Annotated in this window: 19 protein-coding genes; 9 read left to right on the plus strand and 10 right to left on the minus strand. The window is 62.6% G+C overall.

The genetic code is table 11. From position 1 onward, the window contains the following. Nucleotides 1–109: 109 nt before the first annotated feature. From PCA20602_RS12030 to PCA20602_RS12040, 3 genes are all read right to left on the minus strand, one after another. Complete coding sequence (locus PCA20602_RS12030; RefSeq protein WP_150721439.1) at nucleotides 110–1,006, minus strand: DMT family transporter; 897 nt, start codon at nucleotides 1,004–1,006, stop codon at nucleotides 110–112. A gap of 71 nt (nucleotides 1,007–1,077) precedes the next feature. Next, a complete protein-coding gene (locus PCA20602_RS12035; protein ID WP_150721440.1) occupies nucleotides 1,078–1,773 on the minus strand; it encodes a VOC family protein in 696 nt (231 codons plus the stop codon). Nucleotides 1,774–1,969: 196 nt separating this feature from the next. Beyond that, nucleotides 1,970–2,332 (minus strand): DUF2917 domain-containing protein, encoded by a 363-nt coding sequence (locus PCA20602_RS12040; RefSeq protein ID WP_174981034.1) that lies wholly within the window; start codon nucleotides 2,330–2,332, stop codon nucleotides 1,970–1,972. A gap of 278 nt (nucleotides 2,333–2,610) precedes the next feature. Between PCA20602_RS12040 and PCA20602_RS12045 the strand changes: the two genes are divergently transcribed. The 5 genes from PCA20602_RS12045 (at nucleotide 2,611) to PCA20602_RS12065 (ending at nucleotide 8,617) form a co-directional block, all read left to right on the plus strand. After that, nucleotides 2,611–4,056 (plus strand): aminotransferase-like domain-containing protein, encoded by a 1,446-nt coding sequence (locus PCA20602_RS12045; protein ID WP_150721442.1) that lies wholly within the window; start codon nucleotides 2,611–2,613, stop codon nucleotides 4,054–4,056. Between the two features lie 376 nt (nucleotides 4,057–4,432). Continuing rightward, on the plus strand, nucleotides 4,433–6,319 hold the full coding sequence (gene htpG / locus PCA20602_RS12050) for a molecular chaperone HtpG (RefSeq protein ID WP_150721443.1): 1,887 nt from the start codon (nucleotides 4,433–4,435) through the stop codon (nucleotides 6,317–6,319). A gap of 192 nt (nucleotides 6,320–6,511) precedes the next feature. Beyond that, nucleotides 6,512–7,108: a chorismate--pyruvate lyase family protein gene (locus tag PCA20602_RS12055; RefSeq protein ID WP_150721444.1), complete on the plus strand. Its 597-nt coding sequence runs from the start codon at nucleotides 6,512–6,514 to the stop codon at nucleotides 7,106–7,108. 5 nt (nucleotides 7,109–7,113) lie between these two features. Next, nucleotides 7,114–7,656 carry a DNA-deoxyinosine glycosylase gene (locus PCA20602_RS12060; protein WP_425495667.1) on the plus strand — a complete coding sequence of 181 codons (543 nt, stop codon included), beginning with the start codon at nucleotides 7,114–7,116 and terminating at the stop codon, nucleotides 7,654–7,656. A 118-nt stretch (nucleotides 7,657–7,774) separates the two neighbouring features. Continuing rightward, nucleotides 7,775–8,617, plus strand: a complete 843-nt coding sequence (locus PCA20602_RS12065) for a spermine/spermidine synthase domain-containing protein (protein ID WP_150721446.1) — start codon at nucleotides 7,775–7,777, stop codon at nucleotides 8,615–8,617. Nucleotides 8,618–8,731: 114 nt separating this feature from the next. Here the strand turns inward: PCA20602_RS12065 and PCA20602_RS12070 are convergent, their stop codons facing one another. The 4 genes from PCA20602_RS12070 to PCA20602_RS12085 form a co-directional block, all read right to left on the minus strand. Continuing rightward, entirely contained in the window at nucleotides 8,732–9,070 is a 339-nt protein-coding gene (locus PCA20602_RS12070; RefSeq protein ID WP_069341887.1) for a DUF2322 family protein, read from the minus strand. Between the two features lie 87 nt (nucleotides 9,071–9,157). Then, nucleotides 9,158–10,360 carry a benzoate/H(+) symporter BenE family transporter gene (locus PCA20602_RS12075; RefSeq protein WP_150721447.1) on the minus strand — a complete coding sequence of 401 codons (1,203 nt, stop codon included), beginning with the start codon at nucleotides 10,358–10,360 and terminating at the stop codon, nucleotides 9,158–9,160. A gap of 137 nt (nucleotides 10,361–10,497) precedes the next feature. After that, a complete protein-coding gene (locus tag PCA20602_RS12080) occupies nucleotides 10,498–11,673 on the minus strand; it encodes a vWA domain-containing protein (protein WP_150721448.1) in 1,176 nt (391 codons plus the stop codon). Nucleotides 11,674–11,686: 13 nt separating this feature from the next. Next, a complete protein-coding gene (locus PCA20602_RS12085; RefSeq protein WP_150721449.1) occupies nucleotides 11,687–12,529 on the minus strand; it encodes an AAA family ATPase in 843 nt (280 codons plus the stop codon). Between the two features lie 332 nt (nucleotides 12,530–12,861). Here PCA20602_RS12085 and PCA20602_RS12090 point away from each other — a divergent pair, with 332 nt between their 5' ends. Together PCA20602_RS12090 and PCA20602_RS12095 are read left to right on the plus strand one after the other, a co-directional pair. Further along, the gene (locus PCA20602_RS12090) at nucleotides 12,862–13,170 is read left to right on the plus strand and encodes a c-type cytochrome (RefSeq protein WP_371442719.1); all 309 of its coding nucleotides are present in this window, start codon (nucleotides 12,862–12,864) and stop codon (nucleotides 13,168–13,170) included. Between the two features lie 25 nt (nucleotides 13,171–13,195). Further along, the gene (locus PCA20602_RS12095; RefSeq protein WP_240493490.1) at nucleotides 13,196–13,609 is read left to right on the plus strand and encodes a c-type cytochrome; all 414 of its coding nucleotides are present in this window, start codon (nucleotides 13,196–13,198) and stop codon (nucleotides 13,607–13,609) included. A gap of 163 nt (nucleotides 13,610–13,772) precedes the next feature. Here PCA20602_RS12095 and PCA20602_RS12100 read toward each other — a convergent pair whose 3' ends face one another. After that, complete coding sequence (locus PCA20602_RS12100; RefSeq protein WP_150721450.1) at nucleotides 13,773–14,204, minus strand: DUF1841 family protein; 432 nt, start codon at nucleotides 14,202–14,204, stop codon at nucleotides 13,773–13,775. Nucleotides 14,205–14,454: 250 nt separating this feature from the next. On the opposite strand from PCA20602_RS12100, the gene PCA20602_RS12105 reads away from it, so the two are divergent. Then, nucleotides 14,455–15,363, plus strand: coding sequence for a DMT family transporter (locus PCA20602_RS12105; RefSeq protein ID WP_150721711.1), 909 nt, complete (start codon nucleotides 14,455–14,457; stop codon nucleotides 15,361–15,363). 102 nt (nucleotides 15,364–15,465) lie between these two features. Then, a complete protein-coding gene (locus PCA20602_RS12110; protein ID WP_150721451.1) occupies nucleotides 15,466–16,059 on the plus strand; it encodes a malonic semialdehyde reductase in 594 nt (197 codons plus the stop codon). 136 nt (nucleotides 16,060–16,195) lie between these two features. Here the strand turns inward: PCA20602_RS12110 and nth are convergent, their stop codons facing one another. After that, entirely contained in the window at nucleotides 16,196–16,840 is a 645-nt protein-coding gene (nth, locus tag PCA20602_RS12115) for an endonuclease III (RefSeq protein ID WP_150721452.1), read from the minus strand. Between the two features lie 72 nt (nucleotides 16,841–16,912). Beyond that, nucleotides 16,913–17,821, minus strand: a complete 909-nt coding sequence (gene rsxB, locus PCA20602_RS12120; RefSeq protein ID WP_150721453.1) for an electron transport complex subunit RsxB — start codon at nucleotides 17,819–17,821, stop codon at nucleotides 16,913–16,915. Nucleotides 17,822–17,825: the final 4 nt, after the last annotated feature.

Below are 17,825 nucleotides of genomic sequence, written 5' to 3' on the forward strand. Positions count from 1 at the left end.
CGTGAGCCGCGAGTATCGGGCGTTGCGGGTGCCGAGCGCTTGGGGGCAGGCGCAACGCCAGGGGGCTGACACGTCACGGCGCAGGGATCGCATGCGCCGTGGTGTGTCGTCAGACCGGTTTGCCCGTGAGTCGCGAAGCGCCGATCTTCATGTTCTTGCCAAGTGCGATCGTCGTAACGACGCCCGCGGCAAACAGCCACGTGACGGCATCGACCTGTTCGCCGAAAAAGAGGGCGGACAGCGCAATCGTGAAGAAAATCTGTAGCAATTGTACTTGGCCGACACGCGCGATACCGCCCATGGCGAGGCCGGCGTACCAGGCGAAGAAGCCGATGAACTGAGAGAAGAGCGTCACGTAGGCGAATGCGCCCCAGGCGCGGCCGCTCACGGGCCAGGGTTGCTGCCATGCAAGCCATCCCACAGGCAACAGCAATACCGGGGCCGACACCACCAGTGCCCAGCAGATGACCTGCCAGCCGCCCATCTCGCGGGCGAGTTTGCCGCCTTCTGCGTAGCCCAGTGCGCCGATGACGACGGCGAGCAGCATCAGGCCGTCCGCAGCATGCAGACTACCGCCCCCGGCGCGCAGCGCGAAAGCGATCACCAGTGCGCTGCCGAGCAGCGCGAAGATCCAGAAGCCGCGCGACGGGCGCTCGCCACCGAGCCAGTAGGCATAGATTGCGACGAAGAACGGCTGCAAGCCGTTGACGACGGCGCCATGTGAGGCCGGGATCGTCTTCATCGCCCAGGCCGAGAACACCGGAAAGGCGACGATGACGCCGAGCGAAGTGACCGCAAGGCTCTTGAGCTGCGACCGGGTGGGCCAGGGCTCCTTGCGCCACCAAAGCAGCGCCCCGGCGAATACCGCTGCCACCAGCGCGCGTCCCAGTCCATTGAGCAGCGGGTTGACTTCCGCTACGACGATGCGCGTCATGGGCAACGTCAGACTGAAGATGAGCACGCCGATCAATCCGATCAGCATGCCCCGGGATTCACGCGAATTCATGGTGTCGCCTCGTGGTTCTGGTAATGATCCGCCCGCCATGCGCTGTGGCCGGGCGTTGGGATCGATAAGGTCTAACGCAAGGTGCGAGGACCGTTCGGGGTTTCGATTTCTGCGGCGAGCGAGGGCTCGACCAATGTCGCTTCCACGTTGACGAGCGCATCGGCGCCCAGCCATTGCAGTTGTTCTGCAATCACCGTTGCCTGCGGGTGAAAGCCACGCAACGATGTGACCGCGCAGTCTGCGGACGGCAAGGCATCGGCCGGATGCTGCTGCGTATCCCACTGGATCAGCGTAGGCAGCAGCCCCTGCCCTGCGCCTTGCCACGACGGAAGACTGCCGTCGTCGGGTACGCCGATCTGCCAGGTCAGCGCCCCGCGCTGCATGGCCATTACCGGCGCCAGCCGCTGCGGATATTGCGCTTGCCAGCGAGGCAGCGAACGCGGTCGATCGACGCGCGCCACCCAGTGCGCGAGGTACGGGCCTCGGGCAAGGCGTGCCTGTACGGTCTCGTCGTCAAGTCCGAACCAGCGCGCACGACTCGGGGCCGGCGCGTCCGGGTCGATCGCGATGATCTCCAGATACGTGCCCCCCCACAGTCCCAGCAAGCTGTTATGCGTTCCCATCCGGGCATGCTTGCCGCCGCGTTGCGGCATGACATCGGTGAGGCCAAGTTGCTCGATGACATGCGCTTCCCCCGCTTCCAGCGTTTGTGCGGCAACGACGAGGTGATCGAGTTTCAAAGCCCTGGAGGCATTCAGTGCGGTCATATTCGGTTCTGGCGAAGTCGGGCGGCAAAGCTGAGCCGCAAAAGCGATAGCTTACCTGTGACATGTCCGCTACGTGAGGTTTGCGCATCCCGGGGATTTGTCGGGCGTGCGTTGGGCGATCCGTGCCGATGTCGTGCGCCGATCCGCTTGTCTGCGCTTGTCTGCGCTTGTCCTCGCGTCGTGGCGCCCGGCCGGCTTACCCGCGAGAGAGCGGCGTCGCCTGCCGATTCGTCAGACGCGGTACGCGGGCGGCGATTTCACGCCATGCCAGACGCCATCCGCTACGAAGCAGGCCGCTGCCACCTGACGCGCAAAGCGTCTTGGCGGGCTGACTCACGCGCATACGGGCGCCGTCTTGCCAGGTGCCGAGCCACACGCGCTGACCGCCCCGAATCTCGAAGCTCTCACCCGCACGCAGCCAGTGGTCGGCCGGTTCGCCTTCCACGGTCAGCCACAGTACGCCCTGCAGCACTTGCAGCGACTGAGGCGGTTCGATAGCCGGGCTTTGCCAGAAGACGGTCTGTCCCGGATCTAGCTCGAAGAGTCGGATTTCACGCATGGCGGTCTCCAGTTGAGAGGACACTTTATCGGTTAACTCCGATACAGTACCGATACAGATGTCGAGGGAGTTTTCGGTACAGTTCGGCATTGACAGGGAATTTGACTAGCGTAGAGTGGCGACCCATAGCGACATCGGGCTGACACTTTCGGCATACGAGCGTGTCAACCTGGCGAGGGACGCCAATCGGTGACCTTCGCAAATGTCCGCATCGGCACGACCGGTGCGTTCTGTTAGGGATGGCTGCGCTCGTGCGGCGCGCCACAAGGTGGACGACGATGACGACAACGAACCGTATTTCTCCGTTGATTCTGGCGGACAACGCCGCGCTCGACACGGCGCGCATGACGCTCGTCGATCAACTGGTGCATTGGGCGCGCTTGCGTATCGAGGAGCGCGTCTTTCTGCCGGGCATGCGGATGCCGTCGATCCGCTCGCTGGCCGAAGACAAGGGCGTATCGCGGTTCTCGGTCGTGGAAGCGTATGAGCGGCTGGTCGCGCAGGGCTATCTCGAAGCACGGCGGGGTTCGGGCTTTTACGTGCGCGAGCGTCCGGCGGTGCCGCCGCAGAACGTTGCGGCGCCGATGGTGGCGCAAGGGCCGCTCGATGTGGCCTGGCTGGTCCGCAGCATGCTGCATCAGGTCGCGCCCGAACGCGGCCCGGGAATGGGGTACCTGCCGCCCGGCTGGCTCGATGCGGACATGATGACGTCTGCCATGCGGTCCATGAGCCGACAGTCGAGCGCGCATCTGCTTCAGAGCGGCAATCCGCACGGTTTTCTACCGCTGCGCATGCAGTTGCAGACGCAGCTTGCGGAGCTCGAGATTGGCGCGCGTCCGGAGCAGATCGTGTTGACGTCGGGCATTACGCAAGCTGTGGACTTCCTGCTGCGGCTGTACGTTGGCGCAGGGGATACGGTGCTCGTGGGGGATCCCGCGTGGTTCGTCATGTTCGGACGAATCGCGTCGCAAGGCGCGCATACGATCGGCGTGCCGTACACACCGGACGGCCTCGACATGCAGGCGCTGGAGCGACTGGTTCAGCAGCATCGCCCCAAGTTGCTCATCCTCAATTCGATTCTTCACAACCCGACCGGCACGTCGCTGACCCCGGCGCGCGCGTTCCAGATTCTGCGGCTGGCGGAGCAGTACGACTTCATGGTGCTGGAGGACGACATCTACTGCGATCTGTGTCCGCCGCATCAGCAGGTGGCGCGTCTGGCGAGTCTGGATCAGCTCAAGCGCGTGATCTACATGGGCAGCTTCTCGAAGACGCTCGCCGCCAATCTTCGCGTGGCGTTCGTGGCCTGTTCGCCGGAGTTGGCGAAGACGTTTGTCGATCACAAGATGCTATCGAGTTCGACCACGCCGGAGATCAACGAGCGCATCGTCTACAAGGCGTTGACCGAGGGGCACTATCGACGTCACGTCGAGCGTTTGCGCACGCGACTCGACGAGGTGCGCGATGGTACGCGACGGCATCTGGAGCGAATCGGATTGCGGATGTTCGGGGAGCCGACGTCCGGCATGTTTCTCTGGGTCGACACGGGGATCGATACGAACGCCATTGCAGTTGCGGGACACGAGGCAGGATTTCTGTTTGCGCCCGGTGCGTTGTTTTCGCCGCGACAGACGCCGAGTACGTGGATGCGCATGAACATCACATGCTCCAGCGATCCGTCAATGCTGTCGTTCCTGTCGCGGCAGCTCGAACTGGCGGCGTGATATCCGCTACGGTGCGATCGGAGGGCCGACCGATCGGTTGGTAGGGCGTGTCTGCGTACCGATGATCCGCAGGGTGCGGGCCGATTCCACGGATTCCACCGCTTCCGTCATTTCCATCGTTTGTCGCACCGTTTTTACGTCATCTCCGGTGCCGGAGCCAAGGCTGGCGCTTTGGGTTTTTGCCGGGTCTTGCCGCATTTCACAAACATGTTGGGCCAGCATCGGCAAAATAACCCTCCTGCCGGCCTTGAAATGCAGGCGGGCAGTCCCATGTTCCGACCTGTACCGCCTTTGCGGCAGCGCGCGCGCAAGTGCGCCCGGCGGCGGTCCGAGTCGACATTTCATCCATCTCACCGATTCATGAGGGTTCCCGACCATGGCGCAAGAAACCATGAGCTTTCAGGCAGAAGTCAAACAACTTCTGCAACTGATGATTCATTCGCTGTACAGCAACAAGGAAATCTTCCTGCGCGAACTGATCTCCAACGCTTCGGATGCCGCTGACAAGCTGCGTTTCGAAGCGATCAACGACGGCGCGCTGTACGAGCAGGATCCGGAACTCAAGATTCGCGTGTCGTTCGACAAGGACGCCCGCACTGTCACCATCGAAGACAACGGCATCGGCATGAGCCGTGAGGAAGCCATCGCGCACCTCGGCACGATTGCCAAGTCCGGCACCAAGGAGTTTTTCTCGCGTCTGTCGGGCGATCAGCAAAAGGACGCCGCCCTGATCGGGCAGTTCGGCGTGGGCTTCTACTCGGGGTTCATCGTCGCCGATCGCATGACGGTCGAATCGCGCCGTGCCGGTCTGCCCGCCGCAGAGGGCGTGCGCTGGTCGTCGACGGGCGAAGGCGACTTCTCGGTCGAAACCATCGAGCGCGCACCGCGCGGCACGGCGATCACGCTGCATCTGCGCGAAGGCGAAGACGAGCTGCTTTCGTCGTGGCAATTGCAGTCGATCATCCGCAAGTATTCGGACCATATTTCACTGCCCATCGTGATGCGCGGCGAAGCGTGGAACGAAGAGAAACAGGCAATGGAGCCTGCCGAGGCCGACGAAACCGTCAATCAGGCCAGCGCACTATGGACCCGCAGCAAGAGCGAGATTACGGACGAGCAGTACACGCAGTTCTACCAGCACATTGCCCACGACATGCAACCGCCGCTTGCGTGGACTCATAACCGCGTAGAGGGCCGCAGCGAATACACGCAACTGCTGTATGTGCCGGGCCATGCGCCGTACGATCTCTGGGACCGTAATTCGCAAGGCGGCTTGAAACTGTACGTCAAGCGCGTGTTCATCATGGACGACGCCGAGCAACTGCTTCCGAATTACCTGCGCTTCGTGCGTGGGGTCGTCGATTCCGCCGATCTGCCGTTGAACGTCTCGCGCGAAATCCTTCAGGAGAGCCGCGATGTGAAGGCCATTCGCGAGGGATGTGCCAAGCGGGTGCTCGGCCTGCTCGAGGATCTGGCCGAGAACCAGCAGGACAAGTACACCCAGTTCTGGGGCGCCTTCGGTCAGGTACTCAAGGAAGGCACCGGTGAGGATCAGGCCAACCGCGAGCGTATCGCCAAGCTGCTGCGCTTTGCCAGCACGCACAATGATTCGGCCGAACAAAACGTGTCGCTGGCGGATTACGTCGGCCGCATGAAGGAAGGTCAGGACAAGATCTACTATGTGACGGCAGAGAGCTGGGTGGCCGCAAGCCACAGCCCGCATCTTGAGGTGTTCCGCAAGAAGGGGGTGGAAGTGCTGCTGCTGACCGATCGCGTAGACGAGTGGATGTTGTCCTACGTGCACGACTTCGACGGCAAGGCGCTCGTGAGCGTAGCGCGTGGCGATCTGGACCTCGGCGCGCTGGAAGATGCCGGTGAGAAGGAAGCGCAGGAGAAGACCAGCGACGACCTCAAGCCGCTCGTCGAAAAGATGAAGGAAGTGCTCGCGGACAAGGCGAAGGACGTGCGTGTCACGTTCCGTCTGACCGATTCGCCGTCTTGCCTGGTGTCGGACGAGAACGATATGAGCGGCACGCTCCAGCGTCTGATGAAGGCGGCCGGGCAGAAGATGCCCGAATTCCGCCCGATTCTCGAGATCAATCCGGAGCACGCGCTGATTCAGCGTCTGAATGCCGAGAGCGCCGATCTGGCGGACTGGACGCAACTGCTGTTCGATCAGGCATTGCTCGCTGAAGGCGGCAGTCTGGAAGACCCGGCGGCGTTCGTGAAGCGGACCAACGCACTGTTGCTCTCCGCGCGCTGATTTCACCGGTTCCGCTGAGCGGCACCCAAGTCGCTCCACCGTGCCATGAAAAGCCCCCGTGACGAAATGTCGCGGGGGTTTTTTCATGGGGCGCGTCGGTCCGCAGGCATTGACTGTGCGGTGTCGGGCGGACATCCGCGGCCGCCGTGGTGCACGGCGCGTTGTCGCGTGGCGCCTTTATAATGCCGAGCCATGACTTTCCGATTCGAAGTAAGCGGGCGGCGCTGGCAGGCTGTCCCGGCACCGGCGCTTTCGCGTCGTCACAAGGACTGGTTGACCCGGGGCGGCGCACTCACGCGGCATCTGTCCGCGCTGGGGCGTGTGAGCGTGCGCGTCGTGGCTGAGCGGGTCATGCCCGCCGATGCGGATCAGTGCCGTGCCATCGGCGTGCCGTTGCGTACCCCCATGTGGGCGCGCGACGTCATTCTGCTTGTGGACGACGAACCCGTTGTCGTTGCGCACAGCGTTACGCCGCTCACGTACAGCCGTTCGATCTGGCAGGCGATGCGTCGCTTGCGTACACGACCGCTTGCCGATCTGCTTTATCACGACCCCACCGTCACGCGCTCCGTGTTGGTGTCCAGCCCGTTGGGGTCGCGACATCTGCTGCACACTCGCGCGCGTCGCGATGCACGTGACCCGCTGGTGGGTACGCATCCGAACGCGCGCCTGTGGGCACGTCGCTCGGTGTTTCTGCGGCATGGCGCGCCATTGCTCGTGACGGAAGCGTTCTTGCCGCGCTTCTGGCGCCGCCTTCAAGCCACGCATCGTGAGACGGTGAAGGACTGAGCGGCGTGTCCACATCTCCCATCCCGGCACTGAAGCGCAACTTTCCCCCTGTCGTGGATGCGAATACGCGCGTGCTGATTCTCGGCAGTCTGCCGGGTGAAGTGTCGCTGGCGCAGCAGCAGTACTACGCGCATCCGCAAAATCGCTTCTGGCATCTGGTCGGCGACGTAATCGGCGTGCCGCTGCCGACACTGGCGTACGAGGCCCGGCTCGACGTGCTGCGCGCGCATGGCGTTGGACTTTGGGATGTGGTGGCGCAGGCGCGTCGCGAGGGCAGCCTCGACAGCAATATCCGCTTGCATGAGGGGAGTGACCTCGTCGGATTGATCGAGACGTTGCCGTCGTTGCGTGCTGTGGCGTTCAATGGCGGGACCGCCGCCCGCATCGGTCAACGCGCGCTGGCGCAAGGCGGGGGCAGGGTGACATTGCCGGTGGCGTTGCTACCCTCCAGCAGCCCGGCCTATACGATTCCGTTCGCTACGAAGCGCGACGCCTGGCTTGCGTTGCGCGAGTGGCTCGGTGAGCCCGGATCGATGACATCCGCATAATTTGCGGACACCACCACAGAGCGTATGCGCACCAAACGTACTGTCACCGCCGGGACTGGATCCCGAACCCGGTACAATGCGAACCCATCGGAATTTCCCGAGCTTTACTGAAGGACACATGACCCTCATCAAACGCAAATCCATTGAAGCCGAAGCGTTCGTCGCCGACGATCGTGCCGCCCGTTCCCCGCGTCCCGCATACAAGCCGCGTTTCGCGCCGGTGACGTTCTCCGAAATTGGTGGCGTGCGTTACCTGCACTTCGGCACAGAGTGGGTGCAAGGCGCGATGCGTTTGTCCAAGCCCGATCGCATCGAGCTGGAATACGCGCAGCAGATGATGGCGTGGTTGCTGTTCATGCACGTACCGAAGCACGTGGTGCAGCTCGGCCTGGGCACGGGCTCGATCACGAAGTTTTCCGCCAGGCAGTTCCCGCGCACGCAAGTCACGGCTGTCGAACTGAACCCGGCCGTGGTCGTGGCCGCGCGGACGATGTTCGATCTTCCGAGCGATTCGCGCCGCCTGAAGGTGCTTGAAGCCGACGCCTGGGATTTCGTCACGAATACCGTGAATCACGGGACCATCGACGTGTTGCAAGTCGACCTTTACGACGCCACCGCCCGCGGCCCGGTGCATGACACCCCCGCGTTCTACAAGGCCTGCCGCGCAGCGCTGCGCGAACCGGGCATGCTGACGATGAATCTTTTCGGCGATCACGACAGCTATCCGAAGAACATCCGTCGTCTGCGTCAGGCGTTCGACAACCGGGTGATCGAGTTTCCGGAAGTTCACGACGGCAATGTGATCGTGCTGGCCTTCAACGGTCCGCTGCTGTCGGTGGAGTGGAAGGACGTGGAAGCGCGCGCCAAGGTCGTGGAAGCGGCCACCGGCCTGCCTGCCAAGCGTTGGGTCAAGCAACTGCGTGAGACCAACGGCGACGGTGGTCCGGTACTGACGGTCTGACGCGTATCGCGTACCGAGCATTGCTGCGCCGATGGCGTTTGCTCGTGGCGTACGTAAAAAAGCCAGCCGATCGGCTGGCTTTTTTATTGCCCGTTGGACGCCACGTGTCAGGTATCAGGCCGTGACTTCCTCGATCGTCAGCGCTTCGCCGCCGGCGACGATAGCCAGCAGACGGTCGACGTTCGGATGTGCGCCCGGACGGTTGCGGGCATCGGCAGTGTGCTCGCCAAAGACGGCCAGCGCGTGCTCGGCAGCCTTCGCGTCAAGCGTGCCGAAGGCTTGCTTCAGATAGTGGTAGACGGCGAGCGAGCCTTGCTTGCCCGGTGCGTTTTCGATGGTGCCCACCACGGCGCCGCTGCCGTTGCGCAAATCGATACGGGCGATGCCCTCGACGCTGCCGATGGCGGCCATCAATGCCAGATTGTCCTTGAAGACCGGGGTCGGTTCGATCACTGCCATGGTTCTGCTGCTCCTGCGGTTACGTCAAAAGTGATTGGAAAACGTTGCGGGCCGAATGGTATCACCTCGGCCCGCGCGGGTTCACGCGCGACGCCATTCCAGAATCGCGAGCGTCACCACGCCCGCAATCAACCCCCAGAACGCGGAGCCGATGGACAACAGTGTCAGACCCGACGCCGTCACCATGAACGTGATGAGCGCCGCTTCGCGCTGGCGAGTGTCGTGCATGGCGTTGGCCAGGCCGTTCATGATCGACCCGAACAGCGCGAGCGCCGCAATGGAGACCACAAGCGCCTTGGGAAATGCGGCGAACAGGGCAGCGATGGTCGCGCCGAACGTGCCCGCGATGAGATAAAAGACGCCGGACCACACGGCAGCCGTATAGCGCTTGGCCGGATCTTCATGCGCCTCCCTTCCGGTGCAGATGGCCGCCGTGATGGCCGCCAGATGGATGCCGTGCGAGCCGAACGGCGCCAGCAGCACCGACGCAATTCCCGTAGTCGAAATCAAGGGTGACGCCGGCACCTTGTAGCCGTCGGCCCGAAGTACGGCTAGACCCGGCACATTCTGCGAGGCCATCGCCACGACGAACAACGGAATCGCGATGCTGATCGTTGCCGACAGCGAGAACGCAGGCGTGGTCCAGACCGGCTTTGCGAGCGAGATGTCGAAGTGGCTGAAGTCGAGCAGACCAAGCCCACCGGCAACGGCCGTTCCCACGATCAGGGCCAGCAGAATGGCGTAACGCGATGCGAAGCGCTTGACGACGAGATACGTGAAGAACATCGACAACACCAGTGCCGTCTGCTGTTGTGCCGCGACGAAGATCTCGAGTCCGATGCGGAACAGAATGCCGGCGAGCAAGGCCGACGCCAGCGCTGGCGGCACGCGCCGCATGATCGTCTCGAAACCGCCTGTCAGCCCGCAAATGGCAATGAGCGCATTGCAGACGATGAAGGCCCCGATGGCCTCGCCGTACGGCACGCCGGGCAGTGAGGTGATCAGGAGTGCTGCGCCCGGGGTCGACCACGCCACGACGACCGGCGTGCGGTACCGCAGCGAGAGCCCGACAGTCGTCACGCCCATGCCGATGGACAGCGCCCAGATCCACGATGAAATCTGCGCAGACGTAAGATGTGCGGCTTGCCCCGCCTGAAACATGAGGACGAGCGAGCTGGTGTAGCCCGTCATCATCGCGACGAAGCCGGCCACGATGGCCGACGGCGAAGTATCCGCGAGGGGGCGCAAAGGTGGCGGCGTCACGGGAGTCGTGCTGGACGTCATGATGGCGTATGTCTCTGTCGTTACGTTGTTGTTGTGATTGCCGCTTGCTAAACGATACAGATTTGCGGCGGGCAGCAAAAGCCCCGTGTGCCGGACAGGCGTCCGGCATCGGTTCGGCGGGAGTGGAAGAGGGACGGTTACTTGCTGAGTACCCGCATCGCCGACTCCAGTCCCGCCAGCGTAATGGGATACATGCGATTCGCAAACAGCTGGCGGATCACCGAAATCGACTGGCGATACTGCCAGATGCCTTCCGGTTCCGGGTTGAGCCACGCGTGATGCGGGAAGCGATCGATGAAGCGCCGCAGCCAGACGGCGCCGGCTTCCTTGTTGTTGTACTCGACCGAGCCGCCCGGCTGCAGCACTTCGTACGGGCTCATCGTCGCGTCGCCCACGAAGATCAGCTTGTAGTCTGACGGGTATTTGCGCAGCACGTCCCACGTCTCGAAGCGCTCGTTATGGCGGCGTCGGTTCTGCCGCCACAGATAGTCGTAGACGCAGTTGTGGAAGTAGTAGAACTCGAGGTGCTTGAATTCCGATTTCGCCGCCGAAAACAGTTCTTCCGTGCGGGCGATGTGATCGTCCATCGAGCCGCCGACATCGAGCAGCATCAACACTTTCACGTTGTTGTGGCGCTCGGGCACGAGCTTCAGATCGAGCCAGCCCGCGTTGGCTGCCGTCGATCGAATGGTGTCATCGAGATCCAGTTCCTCGGCGGCGCCTTCACGCGCAAACTTGCGTAGACGCCGCAGTGCGACCTTGATGTTGCGGGTGCCGAGTTCAACGGTGTCGTCGTAGTCGCGGTACGTCCGCTGGTCCCATACCTTGACTGCGGTGCGATTGCCGTTACTTTCGCCGCCGATGCGAATGCCCTCCGGGTTGAATCCGCCGTTGCCGAACGGCGACGTTCCCCCCGTGCCGATCCACTTGCTGCCGCCCTCATGCCGGCCTTTCTGCTCGTCGAACAGTTGCTGCAGACGTTCCATGAGCTTGTCGAGCCCCCCCAGCGCCTGAATGCGCGCCTTGTCCTCCGGGGACAACTCGCGTTGCATACGTTTCTTGAGCCAGTCCAGCGGCACTTCCCCCGAGGCGTCCACCATTTGCTGTACGCCTTTGAAGTAGGCGCCGAAGGCCTGATCGAACTTGTCGTAGTGCTTCTCGTCCTTGATGAGCGAGAGGCGAGCCAGATAGTAGAAGTCATCGAGCGACGGCGCGATGACCTGACGCTGCAACGCTTCGAGCAGCGTCAGATATTCCTTCACCGAGACTGGCAGTTTCGCCGCGCGCAATGTGTAGAAAAAGTCGATCAGCATGACGTGGGTACGCTTACCGGTTGGCGCGATTCATGAACACGAGTCGCTCGAACAGATGCATGTCCTGTTCGTTCTTGAGCAGCGCGCCGGCCAGCGGCGGGATCGCCAGCTTGTTGTCGGCGCTACGCAACGCTTCGGGGCCGATCTCTTCCGCCATCAACAGCTTGAGCCAGTCGATGAGTTCCGACGTCGACGGCTTCTTCTTCAGTCCGGGGATTTCGCGCACCTCGAAGAATGTGGCCATGGCCGCACTCACCAGTTCGCGGCGGATATTGGGGAAATGCACGTCGATGATCGACTGCATGGTCGCCGGATCCGGGAACTTGATGTAGTGGAAGAAGCAGCGGCGCAGGAAGGCGTCCGGCAGCTCCTTTTCGTTGTTCGACGTGATGATGACGAGCGGACGGTGACGTGCCGTGATCAGCTCGCGCGTCTCGTAAACGTAGAACTCCATGCGATCGAGTTCGCGCAGCAGGTCGTTCGGAAACTCGATGTCGGCCTTGTCGATTTCGTCGATGAGCAACACGACCGGATGATCGGCCTCGAAGGCTTGCCAGAGTACGCCCTTGACGATGTAGTTGGCGATGTCGCGCACACGCTCGTCGCCCAGTTGCGAATCGCGCAGGCGCGAGACGGCGTCGTACTCGTACAGGCCTTGCTGCGCCTTGGTCGTGGATTTGACGTGCCATTGCAGCAACGGCATATCGAGCGCGGCAGCGACTTCCTCCGCCAGCATGGTCTTGCCGGTGCCCGGTTCACCCTTGATGAGCAGCGGCCGTTGCAGCGTGGATGCCGCGTTCACGGCGAGCTTGAGGTCGTCGGTGGCGACGTATTGGGAAGAGCCTTCAAAGCGCATTGTCGGTGCCGTCCGCAAACAGCCGGCCAACCGGCCGGGCAGGGAAAAAGTTCAGTATAAGACATTGCGCATATGGCTCGCTCGGGCGTTGAAAATGTGTTTTGACATCAAAGGCTTGCGGAAAAACTTCGGAGAACTGTGCGGGTCAGCACCGAGTTTGCGCCCGCGAGGGTGTGGGTTACAATCGATTGCTTTTTTCACGGGTCGACGGCCTTGGAGCCAGGACGTCGACCTGCGTGTTGCGGGCCGGTATTCCAACCAAAAACGTTCCCAAGAAGACCATGAAAAAGTTCCTCACGATGATGGCGCTGGCGCTTGGCAGCACGTCGCTGATGTCTGCGGCGCATGCGGCAGAGCTCAAGCCCGATCTCGACGCCGCGAAGAGCAAGGTTGCCATGTGCATTGGCTGCCACGGCATTCCCGACTATCGCACCGCGTTTCCCGAGGTTTACCGGGTGCCGCGTATCGGCGGGCAGAATGCCAAATACATCGAGAACGCACTGAACGAATACAAGAAGGGCGACCGCAAGTTCTCGACCATGCATGCCATTGCGCAGACGCTGAGCGATCAGGACATCGTCAACATCGCCGCGTACTACGCTGCGCAGACGGCGTCGTCGCCGGTCAATCCCCAAAAGTAAATCGTGCGTGGCTGAGGAGAACAAGATGAAGCATTCGATGGCAAAGGCCGCTGCTGCGGTGTCGCTCACGCTCGGTGCGGTGCTCGCTTCGCTTAGCGGTTCGGCCATGGCCGCAGGTAACGTCGCTAATGGCAAGGCGCTCGTCGACAAGGGAATGTGTGCGAGCTGCCACGGCGCCAATTTGAACGCGCCCATTACCCCCGAATACCCCAAGCTGGCTGGTCAGTACGCTGACTACGTCTATAACGCCTTGCGTGCGTATCAGAACGAAACCAGCACCGTGTATGGGCGCAGCAACGCAATCATGAAGACGCAGGTCATGTCCAATCCTGCGACGATCGGTAAGGACGGCAAGCCGCGTCCGTTCACGTCGCAAGAACTCAAGGACATTTCGGCCTATATCGAATCGCTGCCGGGCGATCTCGTCACCAAGAAGTAAGCTTGCGAGCGCCTGTCATGGCGCCGGACGTAAAAAAACGACGGTTGCCGTAGCGGCAGCCGTCGTTTGCTTTCCTTCCGGGCATCACGTCTATCGCATATTCATCGGCGTCGGTTGCGGTAGGTGCGGTTCCCGTCGTTCCGAGTGACGCCGAGGGGCTCGCTCAGCGCGACGCCTGTTGTTCGATGCGTTGCAGATACGCGTCTGAATCGGGCGGTTGGCCGCTGCGCTGTGCTTCCCAGAGCGTTTGTCCCAGGCATTCCATGATGCGGTGCTGTGCTTCGTGCGGCGAGTCGAGCCGATGGGTCAGCTTTTCATAAGCCGCGCGGATGCCCGGCGGCTGGTCGATCGAGACCTGCTCGCTGATCGCCAGGTGCATCGACAGATGCAGGAACGGGTTGGTCTGCCCGGCTTCCGGCGAGTAATCGCGCCCGCTGGCGTCTTCCGTATCGGCGAGCGCTTCGTGATATTCGGGATGTTCCTGGATCCAGTCGGCGGCAATCGTTTCGAGTGGCGTGAGAATGCCGCCGCTGCGCTGCTTTTGCCAGGTGGTGCAGAAGAATTGCCGGACTTCGTCGCGGCTCGGATTGAACATGGGGACTCCGTGGGGGTTCTTTTTTCGGGCATCTTGCGGCGTGCCTTACCGTGACTACAATGGCGCATCCGCCTGCGGGGAGCCGCAGCGCGCGTATTGCCGCAAACTGCCCGGCGGTCCGGGAATGACCGGATCACGCCGATAACGCAAGAAAAACACGCCGTATTGTCGCTCAATTTGCTCAATCATGCCGCAAAGCCCCCGCAGCCCAGTCATTCCCCCGGCGCTTGGCGATGCGCCGCCCGTGCCTATGTCACCAGCGCCATCCGCACGCGGCGGCATTGCGCTGATTGCGGTGTCGGCGGCGGCGTTCGGCGCCATGGCCATCTTTGCGCGCGGCGCGGCCGCTTCCGGTGCCGACATGTTCGCGATGCTGCTGTTCCGTTTTTTCGTGGCAACGGTGTTGCTGCTCGTCTGGTGCCGGATACAGCAGGTGCGTTTCCCTTCGCGGCGTCAGTCGCTGCATATCGCCCTGATGGGGGGCATTGGCTACGTGGGGCAATCGCTTTGTTTCTTCGGGGCGCTCCAGTATGCGCAGGCTTCGCTCGTCGCATTGCTGTTGTATCTGTACCCCGTTTTCGTAACGATTCTGGCCGCGATTTTTCTGCATGAACGTCTCACCCCGGTAAAGATCGGCGCGTTGGTGCTGTGCTCGTTTGGCACGGCCTTGACGGTCGGGGGCGGACACGGCCAACCGCTCGGTATGGCGCTGGCTGTGGCGTCGGCCTTGATTTATTCGGGGTATATCGTCGTCGGCGCGCGTGTGACACGCGGCGTGGATGCCCGGGCGACTGCCACGCTCGTCTGCCTGGCGGCGACGGTGTCGTTTGGTGCGATCGCGGCGGTTCGGGCATGGCATGGGTTGCCGCTGCACTGGCCGGACGGCGCCATGGGGTGGGCCGCGCTCACCGCAATTGCCGTGTGCTCGACGGTCATCGCGATCCTGACGTTCTTCGCCGGTTTGCAGCGCCTCGGCGCCGGACGTGCCTCGATGCTCTCGACGCTGGAGCCCGTGGTGACCGTGCTGCTCGCGGCCATGCTGCTGGGTGAAACGCTCACCGTCGCGCAGTTGGGCGGCGGGGCGCTGATTCTTGCCGGCGTGGTCTGGCTTTCGGCCCCTGGTGCGTCGGCAGACACAGCGAACACCGCAAGTGCCTGATCCTTCTGCGATTTTTGGCTCGCGAGCGCCTGCCATGCGACGACGGTACAATCGCCCATCGTTTGCCATTCGTTCGACGTTCAACACCAGAGGTCATCCGTCATGAGCACCATTGCCAAAGAAGCTGTCGCCCAACTGTTCACCGATGCCCGCACGCACAACGTGTGGCTCGACAAGCCGATCAGCGACGAAACGCTGCGCGAACTCTATGACCTCGTGAAATGGGGACCGACCTCGGCCAACACCACGCCCGCCCGTATCGTGTTCGTGAAGAGTCCGGAAGCCAAGGCGAAGCTGCTCGAGTGCATGGCGCCCGGCAACGTCGACAAGACGCGTACCGCACCGGTGACGGCGATCATCGCTTATGACCTGAAGTTCTACGAACATCTCCCCAAGCTGTTCCCGAACGGTGCTGAAAAGATGGTGCCGATGTTCTCGGGGGACGCCGCCAAGGCTGCCGGCGCGGCGCACATGAACAGTTCGCTGCAAGGTGGGTATTTCATCCTCGCAGCACGTGCACTGGGCCTCGATTGCGGTCCGATGGCCGGCTTCGACGCGCAGAAGGTCAACGATACGTTCTTTGCTGGCACTGAGTGGCGTGTGAACTTCATCTGTAATCTGGGCTACGGCGATCAGAGCAAACTGTTCCCCCGCAATCCGCGTCTGTCGTTCGACGAAGCGGCACGCATCATCTAACACGCTGTCTGCGTACGCCGCCGCATTTCGTGGGCGAGCGCAAGACAAAACGGGCGGTCCCGCTATCGGGCCGCCCGTTGTCGTTTCAAGGTTCGTGCGTGGGTACGTTGTGCCGTGACGCGTCGCCGGTGCCGTATCAGACCTTTGGGGCGGGCGTCTTGGGCCGGAAGTCGCACAGCGGTTCGATGGCGCAGTGCCAGCACTCCGGCTTGCGTGCCTTACATACGTAGCGGCCGTGCAGAATGAGCCAGTGATGCGCGTCGTGCTTGAATTCGCGCGGGGTGAAGCGCTCCAACGCCAGTTCCACGGCCAGCGGATCCTTGCCAGGCGCCAGCCCGGTACGATTGGCGACACGGAAGATATGCGTATCGACGGCAATCGTATCCTCGCCAAACGCCGTATTGAGTACGACGTTCGCGGTCTTGCGGCCAACCCCAGGTAATGATTCCAGCGCCTCGCGGGATCGCGGTACCTCACCGCCATGCACATCGAGCAGCAACTGACAGGTCGCGATGACGTTTTTGGCCTTCGTGCGATACAGGCCGATCGTCTTGATGAAATCAGACACGCCAGCTTCGCCGAGGGCAAGCATCTTGGCCGGGGTGTTCGCCACGGCGTAAAGCTTGCGCGTCGCCTTGTTCACGGAGACGTCGGTAGCCTGCGCCGAGAGCAGCACGGCGATCAGCAGTTCGAATGGCGACGTGTATTCCAGTTCGGTCGTCGGCGTCGGATTGAGCTGTTGCAGCGTCTCGAACAGGGCGCGGCGTTTGGCGTCGTTCATGGCGGGGGCGCGTGTGGGGTGGCGTCTGTCTTGTTATTGATGGGGATGGCGTCCAAGCGTGGTGCCGCTCGTTCAGGCCTTGTCGTTGTCCGGGCTGTCGATCTCAAGCCCCAGTCGCCTGCGACGCGCTTCCGCCTCGTCGATCTGTGCCTGCACCGATGCGGAGACATTTTCGGTGTTCTTCGGGCCAAGACCTTCGGCAGCCAGTGCCGCCTTCTTCTGACGGGCGCGTTCCAGCGCCGCTTGAATGATCGCCTGCTTGCGTGCGGCGGCTGCCGCAGCATCATCGGCCGCCGGGGGCGTTTGCGAAGTGTCTTGTGGTGCCACCGGTATGGACGCAGCAGTTTGCGTGGATTGCGTTGCGACCGTGTTTCCTGGCGACGCGGTGGGCGTGGCGGGTGGAGTCGGTGCACCCGCTGCACCCGGTTCGACACGCGCTGTCCGTGCGGCGAGACGCGCCTCGCGCTCGGCTTTGTCTTTGGCCAGACGTGCCTGATGCGCGTCGAAATGGGTGCGTGCCTCGTCGGCCAGCGCCGGCGACCAGGCATCCCAGCCCGTACGCTCCCCCGTGACCGGAACCATCTCGATGCAGTCGACAGGGCAGGGCGGTACGCAGAGATCGCAGCCCGTGCAGCGATCGGCGATCACCGTATGCATCAGTTTTGCGGCACCGGCGATGGCGTCGACCGGGCAGGCCTGAATACACAATGTGCAACCGATGCACAATGACTCGTCGATGACGGCACGAGGGCGCGGGCGCTCGACGCCGTTCTCCGGATTAAGCGGAATGACGGGGCGGCCGAGCAGTTTCGCAAGACGTTCCACGCCTTCGGCGCCGCCGGGCGGGCACTGGTTATAGCTGGCTTGCCCGCTGGCGATGGCGTCGGCGTACGGACGGCAACCGGCGTAACCGCATTTGGTGCATTGCGTCTGGGGCAATAGGGCATCGATGCGCTGAGCGAGCGCGCTGACTTCGGACACGTCT

Origin of the sequence: Pandoraea capi (assembly GCF_902459735.1) — a bacterium.
In the GTDB taxonomy this organism is placed as follows: domain Bacteria; phylum Pseudomonadota; class Gammaproteobacteria; order Burkholderiales; family Burkholderiaceae; genus Pandoraea; species Pandoraea capi.

What these genes read in the sequence shown, in the direction of transcription:
- PCA20602_RS12035 (WP_150721440.1), bottom strand. Translation starts at nt 1,773, where the DNA reads ATGACCGCACTGAATGCCTCCAGGGCTTTGAAACTCGATCACCTCGTC.
- htpG (WP_150721443.1), top strand. Translation starts at nt 4,433, where the DNA reads ATGGCGCAAGAAACCATGAGCTTTCAGGCAGAAGTCAAACAACTTCTG.
- PCA20602_RS12030 (WP_150721439.1), bottom strand. Translation starts at nt 1,006, where the DNA reads ATGAATTCGCGTGAATCCCGGGGCATGCTGATCGGATTGATCGGCGTG.
- PCA20602_RS12105 (WP_150721711.1), top strand. Translation starts at nt 14,455, where the DNA reads ATGTCACCAGCGCCATCCGCACGCGGCGGCATTGCGCTGATTGCGGTG.
- PCA20602_RS12075 (WP_150721447.1), bottom strand. Translation starts at nt 10,360, where the DNA reads ATGACGTCCAGCACGACTCCCGTGACGCCGCCACCTTTGCGCCCCCTC.
- PCA20602_RS12045 (WP_150721442.1), top strand. Translation starts at nt 2,611, where the DNA reads ATGACGACAACGAACCGTATTTCTCCGTTGATTCTGGCGGACAACGCC.
- PCA20602_RS12110 (WP_150721451.1), top strand. Translation starts at nt 15,466, where the DNA reads ATGAGCACCATTGCCAAAGAAGCTGTCGCCCAACTGTTCACCGATGCC.
- nth (WP_150721452.1), bottom strand. Translation starts at nt 16,840, where the DNA reads ATGAACGACGCCAAACGCCGCGCCCTGTTCGAGACGCTGCAACAGCTC.
- PCA20602_RS12090 (WP_371442719.1), top strand. Translation starts at nt 12,862, where the DNA reads ATGTCTGCGGCGCATGCGGCAGAGCTCAAGCCCGATCTCGACGCCGCG.
- PCA20602_RS12100 (WP_150721450.1), bottom strand. Translation starts at nt 14,204, where the DNA reads ATGTTCAATCCGAGCCGCGACGAAGTCCGGCAATTCTTCTGCACCACC.
- PCA20602_RS12055 (WP_150721444.1), top strand. Translation starts at nt 6,512, where the DNA reads ATGACTTTCCGATTCGAAGTAAGCGGGCGGCGCTGGCAGGCTGTCCCG.
- PCA20602_RS12065 (WP_150721446.1), top strand. Translation starts at nt 7,775, where the DNA reads ATGACCCTCATCAAACGCAAATCCATTGAAGCCGAAGCGTTCGTCGCC.
- PCA20602_RS12095 (WP_240493490.1), top strand. Translation starts at nt 13,196, where the DNA reads ATGAAGCATTCGATGGCAAAGGCCGCTGCTGCGGTGTCGCTCACGCTC.
- PCA20602_RS12040 (WP_174981034.1), bottom strand. Translation starts at nt 2,332, where the DNA reads ATGCGTGAAATCCGACTCTTCGAGCTAGATCCGGGACAGACCGTCTTC.
- PCA20602_RS12080 (WP_150721448.1), bottom strand. Translation starts at nt 11,673, where the DNA reads ATGCTGATCGACTTTTTCTACACATTGCGCGCGGCGAAACTGCCAGTC.
- PCA20602_RS12085 (WP_150721449.1), bottom strand. Translation starts at nt 12,529, where the DNA reads ATGCGCTTTGAAGGCTCTTCCCAATACGTCGCCACCGACGACCTCAAG.